The 14,139-nt window shown below is 70.1% G+C and carries 17 protein-coding genes and 4 tRNA genes; 5 read left to right on the top strand and 16 right to left on the bottom strand.

The features are described from left to right. A complete protein-coding gene (locus tag FCG67_RS22720) occupies positions 1-786 on the bottom strand; it encodes an AraC family transcriptional regulator (RefSeq protein WP_246045231.1) in 786 nt (261 codons plus the stop codon). A 33-nt stretch (positions 787-819) separates the two neighbouring features. Here FCG67_RS22720 and FCG67_RS22725 point away from each other — a divergent pair, with 33 nt between their 5' ends. Continuing rightward, positions 820-1,212: a hypothetical protein gene (locus FCG67_RS22725; protein WP_077043166.1), complete on the top strand. Its 393-nt coding sequence runs from the start codon at positions 820-822 to the stop codon at positions 1,210-1,212. On the opposite strand, the gene FCG67_RS22730 is transcribed toward FCG67_RS22725, so the two are convergent. Next, positions 1,193-1,879 carry a YceI family protein gene (locus tag FCG67_RS22730; protein ID WP_136911877.1) on the bottom strand — a complete coding sequence of 229 codons (687 nt, stop codon included), beginning with the start codon at positions 1,877-1,879 and terminating at the stop codon, positions 1,193-1,195. The two genes, FCG67_RS22725 and FCG67_RS22730, sit on opposite strands and share 20 nt — an antisense overlap. 40 nt (positions 1,880-1,919) lie before the next feature. Continuing rightward, positions 1,920-2,411: an SRPBCC family protein gene (locus FCG67_RS22735; RefSeq protein WP_136911878.1), complete on the bottom strand. Its 492-nt coding sequence runs from the start codon at positions 2,409-2,411 to the stop codon at positions 1,920-1,922. A gap of 110 nt (positions 2,412-2,521) precedes the next feature. Between FCG67_RS22735 and FCG67_RS22740 the strand changes: the two genes are divergently transcribed. Next, complete coding sequence (locus FCG67_RS22740) at positions 2,522-3,106, top strand: TetR/AcrR family transcriptional regulator (RefSeq protein ID WP_246045232.1); 585 nt, start codon at positions 2,522-2,524, stop codon at positions 3,104-3,106. A gap of 7 nt (positions 3,107-3,113) precedes the next feature. Here FCG67_RS22740 and FCG67_RS22745 read toward each other — a convergent pair whose 3' ends face one another. The 5 genes from FCG67_RS22745 to FCG67_RS22765 all read right to left on the bottom strand — a co-directional run bounded on the left by FCG67_RS22745 (position 3,114) and on the right by FCG67_RS22765 (position 5,487). Next, positions 3,114-3,617 carry a hypothetical protein gene (locus FCG67_RS22745; RefSeq protein ID WP_136911879.1) on the bottom strand — a complete coding sequence of 168 codons (504 nt, stop codon included), beginning with the start codon at positions 3,615-3,617 and terminating at the stop codon, positions 3,114-3,116. Between the two features lies 1 nt (position 3,618). Continuing rightward, positions 3,619-4,122 carry an ImmA/IrrE family metallo-endopeptidase gene (locus FCG67_RS22750; protein WP_136911880.1) on the bottom strand — a complete coding sequence of 168 codons (504 nt, stop codon included), beginning with the start codon at positions 4,120-4,122 and terminating at the stop codon, positions 3,619-3,621. A gap of 195 nt (positions 4,123-4,317) precedes the next feature. Beyond that, positions 4,318-4,408, bottom strand: a tRNA-Ser gene (locus tag FCG67_RS22755). Positions 4,409-4,473: 65 nt separating this feature from the next. Further along, entirely contained in the window at positions 4,474-4,947 is a 474-nt protein-coding gene (locus FCG67_RS22760; protein ID WP_281282354.1) for a nucleoside deaminase, read from the bottom strand. Continuing rightward, positions 4,948-5,487 (bottom strand): tRNA adenosine deaminase-associated protein, encoded by a 540-nt coding sequence (locus tag FCG67_RS22765; protein WP_136911881.1) that lies wholly within the window; start codon positions 5,485-5,487, stop codon positions 4,948-4,950. It abuts the gene before it with no gap. A 48-nt stretch (positions 5,488-5,535) separates the two neighbouring features. Between FCG67_RS22765 and FCG67_RS22770 the strand changes: the two genes are divergently transcribed. After that, on the top strand, positions 5,536-6,531 hold the full coding sequence (locus tag FCG67_RS22770) for a prephenate dehydrogenase (protein WP_136911882.1): 996 nt from the start codon (positions 5,536-5,538) through the stop codon (positions 6,529-6,531). Positions 6,532-6,555: 24 nt separating this feature from the next. On the opposite strand, the gene FCG67_RS22775 is transcribed toward FCG67_RS22770, so the two are convergent. The 5 genes from FCG67_RS22775 to FCG67_RS22795 form a co-directional block, all read right to left on the bottom strand. Then, a complete protein-coding gene (locus tag FCG67_RS22775) occupies positions 6,556-7,155 on the bottom strand; it encodes a putative glycolipid-binding domain-containing protein (RefSeq protein WP_077043172.1) in 600 nt (199 codons plus the stop codon). 76 nt (positions 7,156-7,231) lie between these two features. Next, a complete protein-coding gene (locus tag FCG67_RS22780; RefSeq protein ID WP_246045233.1) occupies positions 7,232-8,290 on the bottom strand; it encodes a hypothetical protein in 1,059 nt (352 codons plus the stop codon). 602 nt (positions 8,291-8,892) lie between these two features. Beyond that, positions 8,893-8,965, bottom strand: a tRNA-Arg gene (locus tag FCG67_RS22785). Positions 8,966-9,000: 35 nt separating this feature from the next. Then, positions 9,001-9,092 (bottom strand) — tRNA-Ser (locus FCG67_RS22790). 84 nt (positions 9,093-9,176) lie between these two features. After that, entirely contained in the window at positions 9,177-9,905 is a 729-nt protein-coding gene (locus tag FCG67_RS22795) for a dienelactone hydrolase family protein (RefSeq protein WP_136911883.1), read from the bottom strand. Positions 9,906-10,020: 115 nt separating this feature from the next. On the opposite strand from FCG67_RS22795, the gene hisC reads away from it, so the two are divergent. Beyond that, positions 10,021-11,112: a histidinol-phosphate transaminase gene (gene hisC, locus FCG67_RS22800; protein ID WP_136911884.1), complete on the top strand. Its 1,092-nt coding sequence runs from the start codon at positions 10,021-10,023 to the stop codon at positions 11,110-11,112. A 61-nt stretch (positions 11,113-11,173) separates the two neighbouring features. Here hisC and FCG67_RS22805 read toward each other — a convergent pair. From FCG67_RS22805 to FCG67_RS22815, 3 genes are all read right to left on the bottom strand, one after another. Further along, a tRNA-Ser gene (locus FCG67_RS22805) sits at positions 11,174-11,263 on the bottom strand. Positions 11,264-11,315: 52 nt separating this feature from the next. After that, positions 11,316-11,750, bottom strand: coding sequence for a MarR family winged helix-turn-helix transcriptional regulator (locus FCG67_RS22810; RefSeq protein ID WP_136911914.1), 435 nt, complete (start codon positions 11,748-11,750; stop codon positions 11,316-11,318). Positions 11,751-11,871: 121 nt separating this feature from the next. Then, positions 11,872-13,035, bottom strand: coding sequence for an alpha-hydroxy-acid oxidizing protein (locus FCG67_RS22815; protein WP_136911915.1), 1,164 nt, complete (start codon positions 13,033-13,035; stop codon positions 11,872-11,874). 119 nt (positions 13,036-13,154) lie between these two features. On the opposite strand from FCG67_RS22815, the gene FCG67_RS22820 reads away from it, so the two are divergent. Further along, the gene (locus FCG67_RS22820; protein ID WP_136911885.1) at positions 13,155-14,138 is read left to right on the top strand and encodes an NAD(P)H-quinone oxidoreductase; all 984 of its coding nucleotides are present in this window, start codon (positions 13,155-13,157) and stop codon (positions 14,136-14,138) included. The last annotated feature ends 1 nt before the right edge of the window (position 14,139 follow it).

Here is a 14,139-nt window from a genome sequence, read left to right on the forward strand (position 1 = left end):
TCAGCCGCCGCCCTCGACCGCGATCGCGGCCCCGCCGCCGAGCAGCGTGGTCGCCGTCAGACCGAACATCCGATGGAACGCGTCGCTGAAATGCGAGGGGCTCGCGAAGCCGGCGTCGACGGCGGCGCGGGTGAGGTCCGAGCCCTTCGACACCGCCGTCGCAACGTGCAGCATCCGGGCCCACAACCGGTAGCGCCGGAAGCTGGTCCCGGTCTCCGCGGCGAACAGCCGGAGGAAGTACGGCGTCGACAGGTGCGTGTCGCGGGCGAACTCCGAAGCGGTGACCGGCGCGCCTGGCTGCGCGCGGATCGTCCGGATCACCCCGTCGATCCGCTCGTCGACGGGCCCTTGGACCGGGCCGGACGCCGCGTTCAGGATGCGGCCTGCGTCGAGGGCCGGGCCTCCGCAGAGCCCGACCAGCTCCGCTTCGGCCCGGTGCCCGCTCCCGAACCCGCTCTCCGCCGCGGCCATCCGCTCTAGGCACCCGTCCGCCCGCGCGGAGCCGGGGTCGAAGTAGCAGAACAACATTCGCTCCCCCGTCGCGACGATCTGGTGCGTCGTCCGCGGCGGGACGAGCACCGATCGGTGCAGCACATCGGCGCTCCCGTCCACCCGCAGGATCAGCGGCGCGTCCACGCCGACCGCCAGGCAGTACACCGCCGTCGAGTGCGGGTCCAGCCGCAGCGAGGGGCCGAGATAGACAGCGTGCCCGTAACCGACCCACAGCGCGGGCGCCGGGGTGACAGCGCACGTTTCTGGAAGCGGCGACCGGTCCACAACCGCCATGCTGACACAACAACCACCACGGAAGGGGCAGCCATGTGGGCCGATCGGATCGCACGGGCATTGTTGGTCGGGGTCGGACTGGTCAACCTGGCACCCGGGGCCGCGGCGCTGTCGGCGTCGCGGGTCGAGTCCCTCTACGGAGTGCGGGTGGGCGACGCCGACCTGGAGCTGCTGCTGCGCCACCGCGCCGCGCTGCTGGCGATCGTCGGCGGCGGGCTGCTGGCGGGCACGTTCGTGCCGTCGATCCGGGTCCCCACCGTCGCCGCCGCCGCGACGAGCATGGGCAGCTACGTCGCGCTGACCGCGGCGGTGGGACCGACGAACCCGCAGTCGTCGCGGGTGCGCGCGGTGGACGTGGGCGCACTGGCGGCGCTGGCCGTCGCGGTTGGTCTCGGGTCCCGTTCGCTCAGGCCCGCCGCAGGCTGACCAGGAAGTCGACGGTCCCGGACCCGTCGACCGTGACGAACCCCAGCGACGGGGGCTGCACGCCGAAGTCGGTCCACGTGACCGGGATGCTGCCCGAGGCCACCAGCGCATCGCCCGACCGGAGCACCTCGACGTCGACGGTGACCGGCCGGGCGACCCCCTTGATCGTGAGGGTTCCTGTCGCGGTGACGGTTCCGCTGGTGCCGTCGACCGGAAGGCCGGACAGGTCCACCGGTCCGTCGAGGACGAAGGTGGCGGTGGGGAATTCGTCGGTCGACATCACTCGTCCGTCGAACTGCCCGTCACGGCGGGAGTCGTCGGTGGCGATGGACGCGACCTGCACGGTGATCTCGCCCGCGGTCAGCTTCTCGGCCTCGACGGTCGCCGAGCCGCTCACCTCCCCGGTGGAGCCGACCACGGTGACGCTGGCGCCGTTGAGGATCTCGTGCACCGTGTAGCCGGCGGCGGTCTCGTTCGGCGGGAGGCCCGCGTAGACCACCCACTGCCCGTTCACATCCCCGGTGGCGGGCTCGGCGCCGGAGGTGGACACCGAGGCGGCGGGCGCGTCGTCCTCGGCGATCCAGGTGCCGTACACCCACGGCCCCACGACGAGCGCGAGCACCGCGACGACCGCGATCCCACCGAGTACCCACCAGCGTCTGCTCATGTCGGGGACAGTACTGACCTCCCGCGCGCTCCGCAGGGTGTCAGTTCACCGCGCCGAAGCGCTTGCGGGTGTCCCGGACGAAGCTCGCGAACAGCGCCTTGTTGACCGGCAGCGCGAGCCGGACCGGCAGCCCGAAGCCGCGACGCGGGGTGAACGCGAAGGTCCAGACGAAGCGGCAGCCCGTCGGCGTCGGCTCGACCCGGTAGTCCTCGGCAAACGATCGGAACAGCGGGACGTTGGCCTGTTTCACGTAGAACGCGTGCCGCCGTTGCTCCTCGTCCCAGACGAAGAACTGCTCGCGCAGCTGCATGAAGCCGCCTGCCGCCTTGGCGACCCTGGTGGTCGCCGTGCTGTGTGGGGCCGCCGAGGTGTAGTGCACGTCGAGCAGCCGGCACCACGACAGCGGCTCGGCGCCGGTCAACCCCCGCCACACCTCGTCCGCCCCGGCGCGCAGATCCATCCCGTAGGTGTAGACGAAATCCGCGGTCTCGAAATAGGAATCGTCGATCGGATCGAGGTCGAACCAGTGCATGGTCGCTCGCTTTCGCTCGAGGGCCCGCCGATTGTGTCGCGCGACATGTCTCGAGGGCCGACAGTACCGAACTATGATGACCGACATAGGCAGCAAGGGAGAACAAGCACGTGACACAACGCCCCACGGCCCGCGACCGGATGCTCACGAGCGCCATCGCCCTCTTCCGCGAGCGGGGCATCGACGCAACCTCCTTCGCCGATGTCATCGAGCGCGCCGAGGCCCCGCGCGGGTCGATCTACCACCACTTCCCCGGCGGGAAGACCCAGCTGGCCGAGGAGGCCACCCGCACGGCGGGCGGCCTGATGGAGACGCTGATCGAGTCGAGCCTCGCGCAGGGCGGTCCGTCCGAGACCCTGGCGCGGCTCATCGGCATGTTCCGTCGGCAGCTGCTGGACTCGGACTTCCGGTCGGGTTGCCCGGTGGCCGCGGGCGCACTGGAGAGCGGGGACTTCGCGGCCGTGCGGGAGATCGCAGGCGAGAGCTTCACCGCCTGGGAGGACGCCATCGCGGCCGCCCTCGTCGAGCGTGGCGTGCCCTCGGCCCGCGCCGAGTCCCTGGCGACCACCGCCGTCACCGCCATCGAGGGGGCGCTGCTCGTGGCAAGGGCGCAGCGCAGCGTGGCGGCCCTCGACCGCGTCGGCGCCGAGCTGTCCGGGTTGATCGACACGGCGGTGGACACGGCCCGGCGGTGAGAACCCGCTAGCTGGAGCCCTGCCCGTTCCCATTCTTGACGGGGAACAGACTTCGTGCGATGACCAGCAGGATGCCGATGACCTCCACGACCGAAGCAGTCAGCCACGCGATCATCACCTGGGAATTGGGGTTCTCCCGGTTGACGAAGAGATACACCCCGAAGAACACATTCGACATGAGGAGTTGCGCTCCGACAAAGATGGTCGACCAGAGTGCAAGGCGCTTCCGAAGCTTGATGTCCTGTTCGCGGTTCTTCGCCTTGAGAGTCCGTATGCGCAGCTCTGCCGCGAGGAGAGCACTGTTCGAGTCCTCATCTCGCTCCGATTGCTCTCCAGATTCCGAACCACCATCGGATTCAGCGGACGCATTCGTCGCATCAGTGTCTCCGGCACCGGCGCCTGAAGGCTCCTCTACAGCCGCCTGTCGCTTGTGGAGCTCTTCCAACCTGGTCGCGCGCGCCAATTTGGCGCCGACCTGACTCTGATCGACGGCAGTTCCATCCCCGGTCACGTCAGAGCAATCCCAGGCTGGCCAGGCGATTGTTCATCGCGGGAGTCGACACGTTGAACTTCCGTCGCAGATCACCGATCGACAAGCCCTCAGCCCACCATTTTTTGACGATCGCCGCCGGCATCAACAATTCGGCGGCGAACTGATTTGCCCAGATCTCCTCGGGGTCTGTTCCTGACGAGGCGAGCTCTGCCCGCTCGTCGACGAACCCCATCGGCTCGGGGTCGTCTTGATGCCGAACGTAGTGGCCGATCTCGTGCGCGAGGGTAAACCGTTGACGTACCGGGTGATCGGATTCGTTCACATAGATCTCGGTCGGACCGTCCGCCTGCTCCCGGACAATGAATCCAGCCAGGTTGTTGTCCAGCATCGCGGGCCGAACCGCTATACCGAGGCGCTCGGCGATCTCCCAGGGATCGATCGGGAAGGCAATGTTGCCCATGCCGTCGTTCCAGTACTGCATTCGCAGTTTGCGGGCAGCGTCCTTCGCAGTCGCGGTTGCCATGGGGTCCACCTCCGATCGCTGGGTTCGCTCGCACCAAGGGACGGGTATCCATTACTGGTCTACGGGGCAGGTTGGACTGTACCCACAATCTATGACGCTCGAACTCGTGCCCTCGGGCAGCTCGGCGTGTGTCGCACGTGGCGGCGCCTCTGATGGCAAAAAAGACCCTCACCTGCGTGAGCAGGTGAGGGTCTTTGGCGGTGGCGGAGGGATTTGAACCCTCGGACGGGGGTTACCCGTCACACGCTTTCGAGGCGTGCTCCTTAGGCCGCTCGGACACGCCACCGCCGGTGACTTTACCCGACTCGGGGCCTGGCGCTAAATCGGCCGCTGACCGGGGCCTCTGCGCGATCAGCGCTGCTCTCGGAAGAAGCCCTCCAGCAGGGCCGCGCACTCGTCCTCCAGCACGCCGCCGCGCACCTGCGGGCGATGGGTGAGCCTGCGGTCGCGGACCACGTCCCACAGCGACCCGACAGCCCCGGTCTTGGGCTCCCACGCCCCGAACACGACCTTGTCGATCCGGGCCAGCACCAGCGCCCCCGCGCACATCGTGCACGGTTCCAGGGTCACCGCCAAGGTCGCACCCTCCAGCCGCCAGCCGTCGCCGTGCACCAGGGCGGCCGCGCGCAGCGCCAGGATCTCCGCGTGCGCGGTCGGATCGGCGTTGGCCTCGCGGGCGTTCGCGGCCCTGGCAAGCTCGACGCCGTTCGCATCGAAGACCACGGCGCCGACCGGGACGTCGGCGGTGTCCGCGGCGGAGGCGGCGGCGATCGCGGCCCGGATCATCGCCTCGTCGCGGTCCCTCGCCCCGCTGGGCAGCGACATCTACCGGGGCAGGGTGTCGAGCACCGAGCCGAGTTCGGTGGCGAAGCCGAGCCGCTGCGCGATCATGCCCAGCTGCTCGTCGGGGTACAGCTCGGTCTCGGCGAGGATCACCCCGAGCACCGGCTCCGGCAGGCCGAGGTCCGCGAGCAGGCTGAGGTCGCCCTCCTCCCACGGGTCGACGTCGTCGAGCTCGTCGGGGTCGAGGTCCGGGGTCTCGATGTTGAGCGCGTCGAGCACATCGGAGGCGATGTCGTAGTCGAGCGCCGCAGTGGCGTCCGAGAGCAGCAGCCGGGTGCCCGACGGCGCCGGACGAAGGATGACGAAGAACTCGTCGTCGATGTCGAGCAGGCCGAACACGGCGCCGGAGCTCCGCATCTCGCGCAGCTCGGTCTCCGCGGCCTCGAGACTGTTCAGTGCGGCCGAGGTCAGCGCCGTGCACTTCCACTTGCCGTCGTCGAGGACAACCGCGACGCCGAAGCCATCGAGATCCTCGAACTGGTCCGAGGGGGCGCTGTTGTCACGCGCGCGCTGAGCAGCCATGCCGTCACCGTAGTCCGCCGGGCGCCGGTAACTGAAGTCCGCTGGCAAATGTGCCAACCTATCCGGGTGTCTGATGAAGCGACTGACCCGCCGGTGTGCGTTCTCGGGCTCGGACTGATCGGCGGATCGGTGCTGCGGGCCGCCGTCGCCGCGGGTCGGACAGCCTGGGGCTACAACCGCTCCGCCGGTGCCGTCGAGGACGCCCGCGCCGACGGATACGACGCCGACACCGACCTCGAGGCGGTGCTGCGACGGGCCGAGCGGTCCGGCGCGCTGATCGTCGTCGCGGTGCCCGTACCGGCCCTCGACGCCGTGCTCGGCGCGGTCGCCACGCACGCCCCCGACTGCGCGCTCACCGACGTGGTCAGCGTGAAGCGGGCGGTCCTCGACGCGGTGCGTGGGCACGGCCTCGGCGCCCGGTTCGTCGGGGGGCACCCGATGGCGGGGACCTCGCAGTCGGGCTGGGCGGCGGGCGACGTCGCCCTGTTCCGCGACGCGGTGTGGGTGGTCGGCACCGACGACGGCGTCGATCCCCTGGTGTGGGGCCAGGTGGCCGCGCTGGCCGTGGACTGCGGCTCGGTGGTGGTGCCCGCCGCCGCCGACGAGCACGACGCGGCGGCCGCCCGCATCTCGCACCTGCCGCACCTGCTGGCGGAGGCGCTCGCGGTGACCGCGGCGGCAGGCGGCGACCTGGCGCTCGGGCTGGCGGCCGGCTCGTTCCGGGACGGCACCCGGGTCGCCGGTACCGCGCCGGAGCTGGTGCGCGCGATGTGCGAGGCGAACTCGGGCGCGCTGATCGTCGCGCTGGACGAGACCCTGCGCCTGCTGACCGACGCCCGCGACGCCCTCGCGGACACCGGCAGCACCGAGACCCTGGTGACGGCCGGCCACGCCGCGCGGCTGCGCTACGAGAACCTGGACCGCTGGGAGATCACCGACGTCGCGGTCGGCGCGGACGGCTGGGTGGAGCGGATGCGCGACGCCGGCCGCCGAGGCGGGGCGCTGCGCGCCCGTGCGCGATTCGCGAGTGCAGGGACTCAGTAACCACGCACAGGCGGCGTAGCCGCCTCAGATCCGCTCGGCCAGGCCCTGGTAGTCGAGGATGAAGCCGTCGCGGTCGATGGTGACCGACGAACTCGACACCGGCGAGAGCACGTGGATGCCGTCCGAGCCGCTGCTGTAGGTCAGGCTCGCCTCCTGCACGCTCAGGTCGGGCAGGTACACGTACACGACCGGGACCTGGATGTCCTCGGAGTCGGTGTGCATGCCCAGCCGCCGGATCGGCAGGGTGTTGAAGAACGGGCTGAGCACCACGTCGACGTCCAGCGCGCCGCCGAAGGTGGATCGCTTGGGGTTGGTCCCGTTCTCGACCATCCAGTTGCCCTCCGAGTCCCGGCTGATCGACACCTGCCGCTCACCCGACGCCAGGCTGGTCCGCAGCGAGAGCCTGCGGGTCACCCCGTTCTCGTCGGTGACCAGGTCGTAGGACGCGCTGAACGCGGGATGCTCGGCGCACTGACCACCGATGATCCGGCCGGCCGCCTTGATCCGGTTACCGACGAGCTGCACACGAACCGACTCCATCCGAGGAGCGGTGTGGGCCCGCCACGTGAGGACCGCTGGCCAGACAGATTCGGTGGCCGCGGCGCCCTGAGCTGGATTGGTCACCTGACTACGGTAAGCGACGTGGGGCCTTCGGGCAGCGGTGGCGCGGAACCTCGCGGGTCGCGGATGTGCCGACCGCTCACGCCGCCTCGGCCGCGCGGCGCTCGAGCACCGCGATCCGGGCCGACAGCACCGCCAGCGCGAACAACCCGACCGCCACGTTGAGCAACGCCCCGAACTCCTGCGCGACGAAATCGAACACCTGGGTCAACAGCACCGTGACCAGCGCCGCGGCCCGCAGGAACTGCAGCGGCCACAGCTTGCCGTTGCGGAGCCTCACGACGCCGGCCCAGCTCAGCACGCACGCGACGGCGGTGCCTGCGAGCTGACCGATGGTGGTGATGGTCCCGGCCGCGCCCTCGAGATCGGAGGACAGGGTGACGATGGCGTTGATCAGCCCGGACGTCGAGAAGAGCACCAGGACGAAGGCCGCCACGCCGACCGCGGTGCGGCTGCTCAGCGCGGACGGGATCCGCCGCGATCCCCACGCCCGCACTCCCCCGAAGCGGCCGGGCTCCCGCGGATCGCAGCGCGCGAGCAGATCACCGATGTCCGCGATCGCGGCCACGTCCGCGCCCGCCGCCTGGGCCCGGTGCAGTTGCGCCTGCGCGAGCGCCCGGCGCTCGGGCGGCAGTCCCCGGATCAGGCCGTCCACCGCGATGGCGGCGGCGTTGCTGATGTCCTCGGCGGCGCTCGGCGGCCGGGAGTCGTGCAGCCAGCGGTTGAGCAGCAGCAGGACCACCACGACGACGTACATGATCGCGACGGCGGGACGGTAGAAGTAGTCGTTGGTCTTGGTGACGAACTTGCCGACCTCGTCGAGGAAGAGCCCGAATCCGATGCCGCCCAGCACCACCGCGAGGAGTCGCGGCCGCAGGCCGAGGAACGAGAAGACCACGACCAGGGCCGCCACCATCAGCAGCCCGCCCCACAGCACGTGCGCGACGTGCAGCGTGGACCCGCCGACCTGTGGGTATCCGGTCAGATGCAGGTAGGCGCGGGTGACCAGGATCGTCAGCACCCCGATGATGACGAACGCCTCGACGAGGGAACTGGCCTGCGCGTCACGAAGCAGCAGCGGCCTGCGCGGGGCGCGCCCGGTCTCGGTCCGACCGATCAGCGCGGACGCCAGTGTCATGGCTGCTGTCCTTCCGTGGCCCTGGGTTCCCCAGTGTCCCTCAACCGGGCGGTCGTCGTGCCCGGCACCGATCCCGCGACTTGTCCACAGCTGTGGACAAATCCTGTTAACACCCAGCGCCAGACTGTGGACAGTGTGGACGAATCTGTGGATTACATCGATGTAATTAGCCTGTACCTGCGACTTTGCCATCCACAGGCCTGTGGATAACGGGGTGACGCGGTGATCATTGACTGTTGATCCCCAGCCCGACCGGAGGCTCGTCCACAGGCGGCACACAGATGGCGAGGAGAAATCCGGCAATTCGAGGCGCCGCCGCGCCTGATCGTCGATGCGAAAAGCCCCGCCGATCACGTGGATCGACGGGGCTCGCATGCCGCCCCAGGTCGGGGAACCGGGCGGCACGTTTGGTGCGGGCCCATGCCTTCGAGCTGGCTGGCTCCATCGGCCCGCGACGACCACCTTAGCGGTAATCGAACGTGCGTGCTAGTCGACCGTCGCCGGGCGCGCGGCCGAAAGCCGCTGCGTCCGACGGAAGTTCAACCGGAGGCCCACGAGAAAACCCCTCACCGGCATTGCTGCCGGCGAGGGGCTCCTCACTGTGCGCCCGAAGGGATTCGAACCCCTAACCTCTTGATCCGTAGTCAAGTGCTCTATCCGTTGAGCTACGGGCGCATGTCTTCAGTTGTGCTGGCCTACGAGCACCAGCGTGGCGGAAGCGAGAGGATTTGAACCTCCGGTCCCCTTTGAGGAGGACAACTCATTAGCAGTGAGTCCCATTCGGCCGCTCTGGCACGCTTCCTAGGCTCAGGTCCTTTCGGAACCGCCGGATGGAAAGATTACACAGGCACGGCGTAGGGCGCAAAACGGCCGGTCACAGCGATTTCTAGCGCAGATTACCGTCGAACCAGTCGAAGATCCGGCGCTGCGCATCCATCATCGCCTGCGCGGCCGGATCGTTGTCATCGCCGTCCACCGGGAACTCCGGCGGCTCGTCCGCGCGATGCTCGAGACCGCTGTAGCTGACCACCAGGGTCGCGACCTCGGCGCGCGCGATCGCGTCCCGCAGTCGTTCGACCTCCTGACGCGGAGTTCCGGGGTCGTCCTCCCCATACAGCCCCAGCCACGGGGCCTGCAGCCGCGGGGCCGCGTCCACCAGCGCCGGGGCGCCCTCCGCGAGCGGGTGGACGATGCCCCGCGCGGACACGCTGACCGCGGCGCCCACCGGCCTCGATGTCGCGACGAGCAGGGCGGCCGTGCCCGCGTCGTCGAAGCCGAGCACCCCCACACAGTCCGGGTACACCCCGCGCGCGGTGAGCCAGCCGAAGGCCGCGTCGAAGTCGGCGAACAGGTTGTCCCCGAACACCTCCGCGGTGCTGTGCAGCGGCTCCCGATGGAACAGGTGCGGCGCCACCGTCAGCCAGCCCTCGGCCGCCAGCGAGCGCATGAGAGCGAGCAGGTTGTCGGTGAACTCCCGCGATTCGTGCAGGACCACGATGCCGCCGCGGGCGGGTCCGTCCGGTTCGACGGCCGTCAGGGGGACGCGAACGGGAGGCTCGTCCGGATGCTCCCCCAGGGCGCGCAGCACCGCGCTGTCCGTGAAGATTCCCGACATACGTATACCTTGGCACGCTCACGGCCCACCCGTTCAAGATTCTTTTCGGGGTCACCGGTGTTCTTTTTCAGCGCACCCGGCACGACCGATCACGTGCGGCGCATAATGTCGATTCATGACCGTGCGCACCCGCCCCGACCTCTCGAGAATCGCCCCCTACGTGCCGGGACGCAGCATTCCCGGCGCGATCAAACTGGCCAGCAACGAGACCACCGCCGGTCCGCTGCCCAGCGTGATCGAGGCGATCGCCGAGGCCGCGGCCGGCGCCAATCGCTACCCGGACAACGGCTCGGTCGCCGTGCGCGACGCGCTGGCCGCCAAGCTCGGGGTGAGTGCGGACCGGATCACCACCGGATGCGGATCGGTCGGCATCTGCCTGGAGCTGGTGCAGGCGACCTCCGGGCCGGGCGACGAGGTGATCTACGCGTGGCGCTCGTTCGAGGCCTATCCCGTGGTGGTCAAGGTGGCGGGCGCCACCCCCGTCGAGGTCCCGCTGACCTCCGACTACGAACACGACCTCGACGCCATGCTCGCGGCCATCACCGATCGCACCCGGCTGATCTTCATCTGCAACCCGAACAACCCGACGGGGACCGTGGTCGCGGCGGAGGCCCTCGCCCGGTTCCTCGACGCGGTCCCCCCACACATCCTCGTCGCACTGGACGAGGCCTACTACGAGTACGTGCGACCCGACGCGGGCGCCGAGGCCGCACCCGACGGCATCGCCCTGGCCGAAGGGCGACCGAATGTCGTTGTACTGCGGACCTTCTCGAAGGCCTACGGCCTGGCCGGCCTGAGGATCGGGTACGCGATCGGCGACCCGGAGATCATCGCCGCCCTGTTCAAGGTGCACCTGCCCTTCGCGGTCACCAGCGTCGCCCAGGCCGCCGCGGTCGCCTCGCTCGCCGCCGACGCGGAACTGCTCACCCGCACCGACGGGGTGGTCGCCGAGCGCACGCGGGTGCGGGACGCGCTGATCGCAGGCGGGTACGACGTGCCGCCGTCCTCGGGTAATTTCCTCTGGCTTCCGCTCGGCGACCAGGCGGCGGCGTTCGGCGAGGCAGGCGTCGCCGCGAAGGTGCTGACGCGGCCGTTCGCGGGGGACGGGGTGCGCGTCACCATCGGCGACCCCGATGAGAACGACACCTTCCTGGCGTTCGCCCTCGGGGCCGGACTGCCCATCTGGAAGGCCTCCCAGCAGGACTGACGACTCCGTACAACGCACAACGGCTCCGACCGGGTTCACACCCGGTCGGAGCCGTTCTGCTTGGCGGAAGCGGAGGGATTTGAACCCCCGGTGGGTTTAACGCCACGCTCGCTTTCAAGGCGAGTGCATTCGGCCGCTCTGCCACGCTTCCATCGCAGATCCTAACGGCACCTCCCGCGCCCTGCGGAATCCACCGCGCCGGGTCAGCCCGCCGATCGCTCGCTGATGGCCGCGTTCACCTTGGTGAACACCCTCTCGACGCTCGTCAGCTCGTCCGCGTCCAGCAGATCGACGAGATAGCGACGTACCCCGTTGACGTGGGTGGGGGCCGCCTCCTCGAGCCGTCGGCGCCCCTCCTCGGTGAGGATCGCCAGTACCCCGCGGCCGTCGTCGAGGCAGGTGTTCCTGGTGACCATCCCGTCCGCCTCCATCCGACGGATCTGGTGGGTCAGCTTGCTGCGCGAGGAGATCACGCCGTCCGCGAGATCGCTCATCCGGACCGACCCGTCCGGCGATTCGGACAGCATCACGAGAATTCGATAGTCGGCCGTGGTGAGCCCGTGCCGATCCTGTAACTCGCGGTTGAGTAATCCCATCAGCCGCTGGGAGCCGTCGATGAAGGCGCGCCATGCGGCCATCTCCGCGTCGTCGAGCCAGCGGGGGGTCTCGTCCTCAGAACCGTCGATCTGTGTTGTCACGCAACCATTCTAGTTGCCTGCGCTCATGATTCATACCGCTCGGTCTGAAAACGGCGTTGCATCAGCCGGAGACCGCGCGCAACGCGGAGGTGTCGATTTCGGCGAGGTTCGCGAATCCGGCCAATCCGAGCGTGAGATCGAAATCCGCCAGCAGAATTCGCAGCGCGTGCCGGGCGCCCGCCTTGCCCGCGAGGCCGAGCCCGTACACCCAGGGCCTGCCGTAGAGCACCGCGTCCGCACCGAGCGCCAACGCCGTGAGCACGTCCGCGCCGCACCGAATTCCCGAGTCCAGCAACACATCCGCGTGGTCGCCCACCGCCGCGGCCACCGGCGCGAGGGCGTCGAGCGCGGCGATCGCGCCGTCCACCTGCCTGCCGCCGTGATTGCTCACCACCACACCCGCCGCGCCCGCGTCGACCACCGCCCTGGCGTCGTCCGGGTGCAGGATGCCCTTGACCGCGATCGGCAGGTCCGTCCACTCCCTCAGGCGGGTCACGTCCGCAGGCCGCAGGGTGTGGTTCCCGAACATCGACACCCAGGTCAGCACGGCCATCTGCATCGCCTCGGCGCTCTCCTCGGGCGCACTGGCCAGCCGGGAACGGAAGACGGGGTCGGTGAGATAGTTCGCGATCCCCTTGCCCTGCAGGAACGGCAGGTGACCGAGCTCGAGATCTCGTGGGCGCCAGCCCATTCCCGGCGTGTCCGCGGTGAGCACGATCGCCTTCGCGCCCGCGGCCTCGGCCCGGTGCACCAGCGACTGCGCCACCTCGTCGTCGGCGGGCCAATAGAGCTGGTACCACCAGTTCTCACCGGACACCGCCCCGACCTGCTCGATGGGGGTGGACGACGCCGTGGACAGCACCGAGCCGATCCCGAGCTCGTCGGCGGCCTCGCCGACCGCCAGCTCCGCGTTCGGGTGCACCAGTTCGAGGACCCCGACGGGCGCGGTCAGCACCGGCGCGGCCAGCCGGGTGCCGAGCACCTCCACGCTGAGGTCCCGCGCGTCCGGGGCCGCGGTCCCGCGCAGCATCCGGGGCACGATCGAGTGCCGCTCGAATGCGGCCAGGTTCGCGGCGGCGGTCCGCTCGCTCGACGCGCTACCCGCGATGTAGGCGAAGGCCTCCGGCGACAGCGTGGTCGCGGCCAGCTCCTCGAGCCCGGCCGCGGTCATCGGCAGCTCGGGCCTGGCGCCGCCGACCCCGGACAGGTAGATCTCGTTCTGCATGTTGCCGAAGTAGGTCACCCGCGTGACGGTAGCGGGTCCCGGCCCCGGACGGGAGGGGTCGGCGCACCGGTTCGGCCGCTCCCGCGACAGCGAGACGGGCGCGGGCTAGCGTCGACATCATGCGCGCCATCACCGTGACCGGCCCCGGCGGACCCGAGGTGCTCGAGTGGGCCGAGGTCCCCGACCCGCGGCCGGGGCCGGGCCAGGTCCTGATCGACGTCGCGGCCACCGCGATCAACCGCGCCGACCTGTTGCAGCGGGAGGGCCTGTACCCCCCACCGCCGGGAGCCAGCGAGATCCTCGGGCTCGAATGTTCGGGCACCATCGCCGAACTCGGCGACGGCGTGCGCGGCTGGGCGGTCGGCGACCCGGTGTGCGCGCTGCTCTCCGGCGGTGGCTACGCGCAGCGGGTGACGGTCCCGGCGACGCAGCTCCTGCCGGTGCCAGATGGCCTGGACCTGATCGCGGCGGCGGCGCTGCCCGAGGTGGCCTGCACGGTGTGGTCGAACCTGGTGATGATCGCCGGCCTGCAGGCGGGCCAGATGGTGTTGATCCACGGCGGCGGGGGCGGCATCGGCACCCACGCGATCCAGGTGGCGTCCGCGCTCGGCGCCACCGTCGCCGCGACGGCAGGCTCCGAGCACAAGCTGGCGGTGTGCCGTCGGCTGGGCGCGTCGATCGCCGTCAACTATCGCGAGGACGACTTCGTGGCCGCGCTGTCCGCGACCCCCCGCGGCGGCGCCGACCTCATCCTCGACAACATGGGCGGCGCCTACCTCGGGCGGAACATCGACGCCCTGGCCAAGGACGGGCAGCTCTGCGTCATCGGCATGCAGGGCGGCCGGGTCGGCGAGCTGGACCTCGGCAAGCTGCTCGCCAAGCGGGGCCGGGTGTTCGCGACGGGCCTGCGCGGCAGGCCGGAGACCGGGCGCTCGAGCAAGGCCGCGATCGTCGCCGCGGTCACCGAGCGACTCTGGCCGATGGTCGCCGACGGCGCCGTCCGGCCTGTCGTGCACGCCGAGCTGCCGATCACCGAGGCCGCGCGGGCCCACGCCCTGTTGGATGCGCCCGAGACCGTCGGCAAGGTCGTGCTGACGCTCTAGT

It is taken from the genome of Rhodococcus oryzae, assembly GCF_005049235.1.
Lineage (GTDB): Bacteria > Actinomycetota > Actinomycetes > Mycobacteriales > Mycobacteriaceae > Rhodococcus_G > Rhodococcus_G oryzae.

Coding starts and splice junctions, on each gene's coding strand:
- FCG67_RS22725 (WP_077043166.1), top strand. CDS start 820: ATGTGGGCCGATCGGATCGCACGGGCATTGTTGGTCGGGGTCGGACTG.
- FCG67_RS22795 (WP_136911883.1), bottom strand. CDS start 9,905: ATGTCGGGAATCTTCACGGACAGCGCGGTGCTGCGCGCCCTGGGGGAG.
- FCG67_RS22750 (WP_136911880.1), bottom strand. CDS start 4,122: ATGGCAACCGCGACTGCGAAGGACGCTGCCCGCAAACTGCGAATGCAG.
- FCG67_RS22780 (WP_246045233.1), bottom strand. CDS start 8,290: ATGACACTGGCGTCCGCGCTGATCGGTCGGACCGAGACCGGGCGCGCC.
- FCG67_RS22760 (WP_281282354.1), bottom strand. CDS start 4,947: ATGTCGCTGCCCAGCGGGGCGAGGGACCGCGACGAGGCGATGATCCGG.
- FCG67_RS22735 (WP_136911878.1), bottom strand. CDS start 2,411: ATGCACTGGTTCGACCTCGATCCGATCGACGATTCCTATTTCGAGACC.
- FCG67_RS22730 (WP_136911877.1), bottom strand. CDS start 1,879: ATGAGCAGACGCTGGTGGGTACTCGGTGGGATCGCGGTCGTCGCGGTG.
- FCG67_RS22815 (WP_136911915.1), bottom strand. CDS start 13,035: ATGCAGAACGAGATCTACCTGTCCGGGGTCGGCGGCGCCAGGCCCGAG.
- FCG67_RS22810 (WP_136911914.1), bottom strand. CDS start 11,750: ATGGCCGCATGGCGCGCCTTCATCGACGGCTCCCAGCGGCTGATGGGA.
- FCG67_RS22765 (WP_136911881.1), bottom strand. CDS start 5,487: ATGGCTGCTCAGCGCGCGCGTGACAACAGCGCCCCCTCGGACCAGTTC.
- FCG67_RS22770 (WP_136911882.1), top strand. CDS start 5,536: ATGTGCCAACCTATCCGGGTGTCTGATGAAGCGACTGACCCGCCGGTG.
- FCG67_RS22720 (WP_246045231.1), bottom strand. CDS start 786: ATGGCGGTTGTGGACCGGTCGCCGCTTCCAGAAACGTGCGCTGTCACC.
- hisC (WP_136911884.1), top strand. CDS start 10,021: ATGACCGTGCGCACCCGCCCCGACCTCTCGAGAATCGCCCCCTACGTG.
- FCG67_RS22820 (WP_136911885.1), top strand. CDS start 13,155: ATGCGCGCCATCACCGTGACCGGCCCCGGCGGACCCGAGGTGCTCGAG.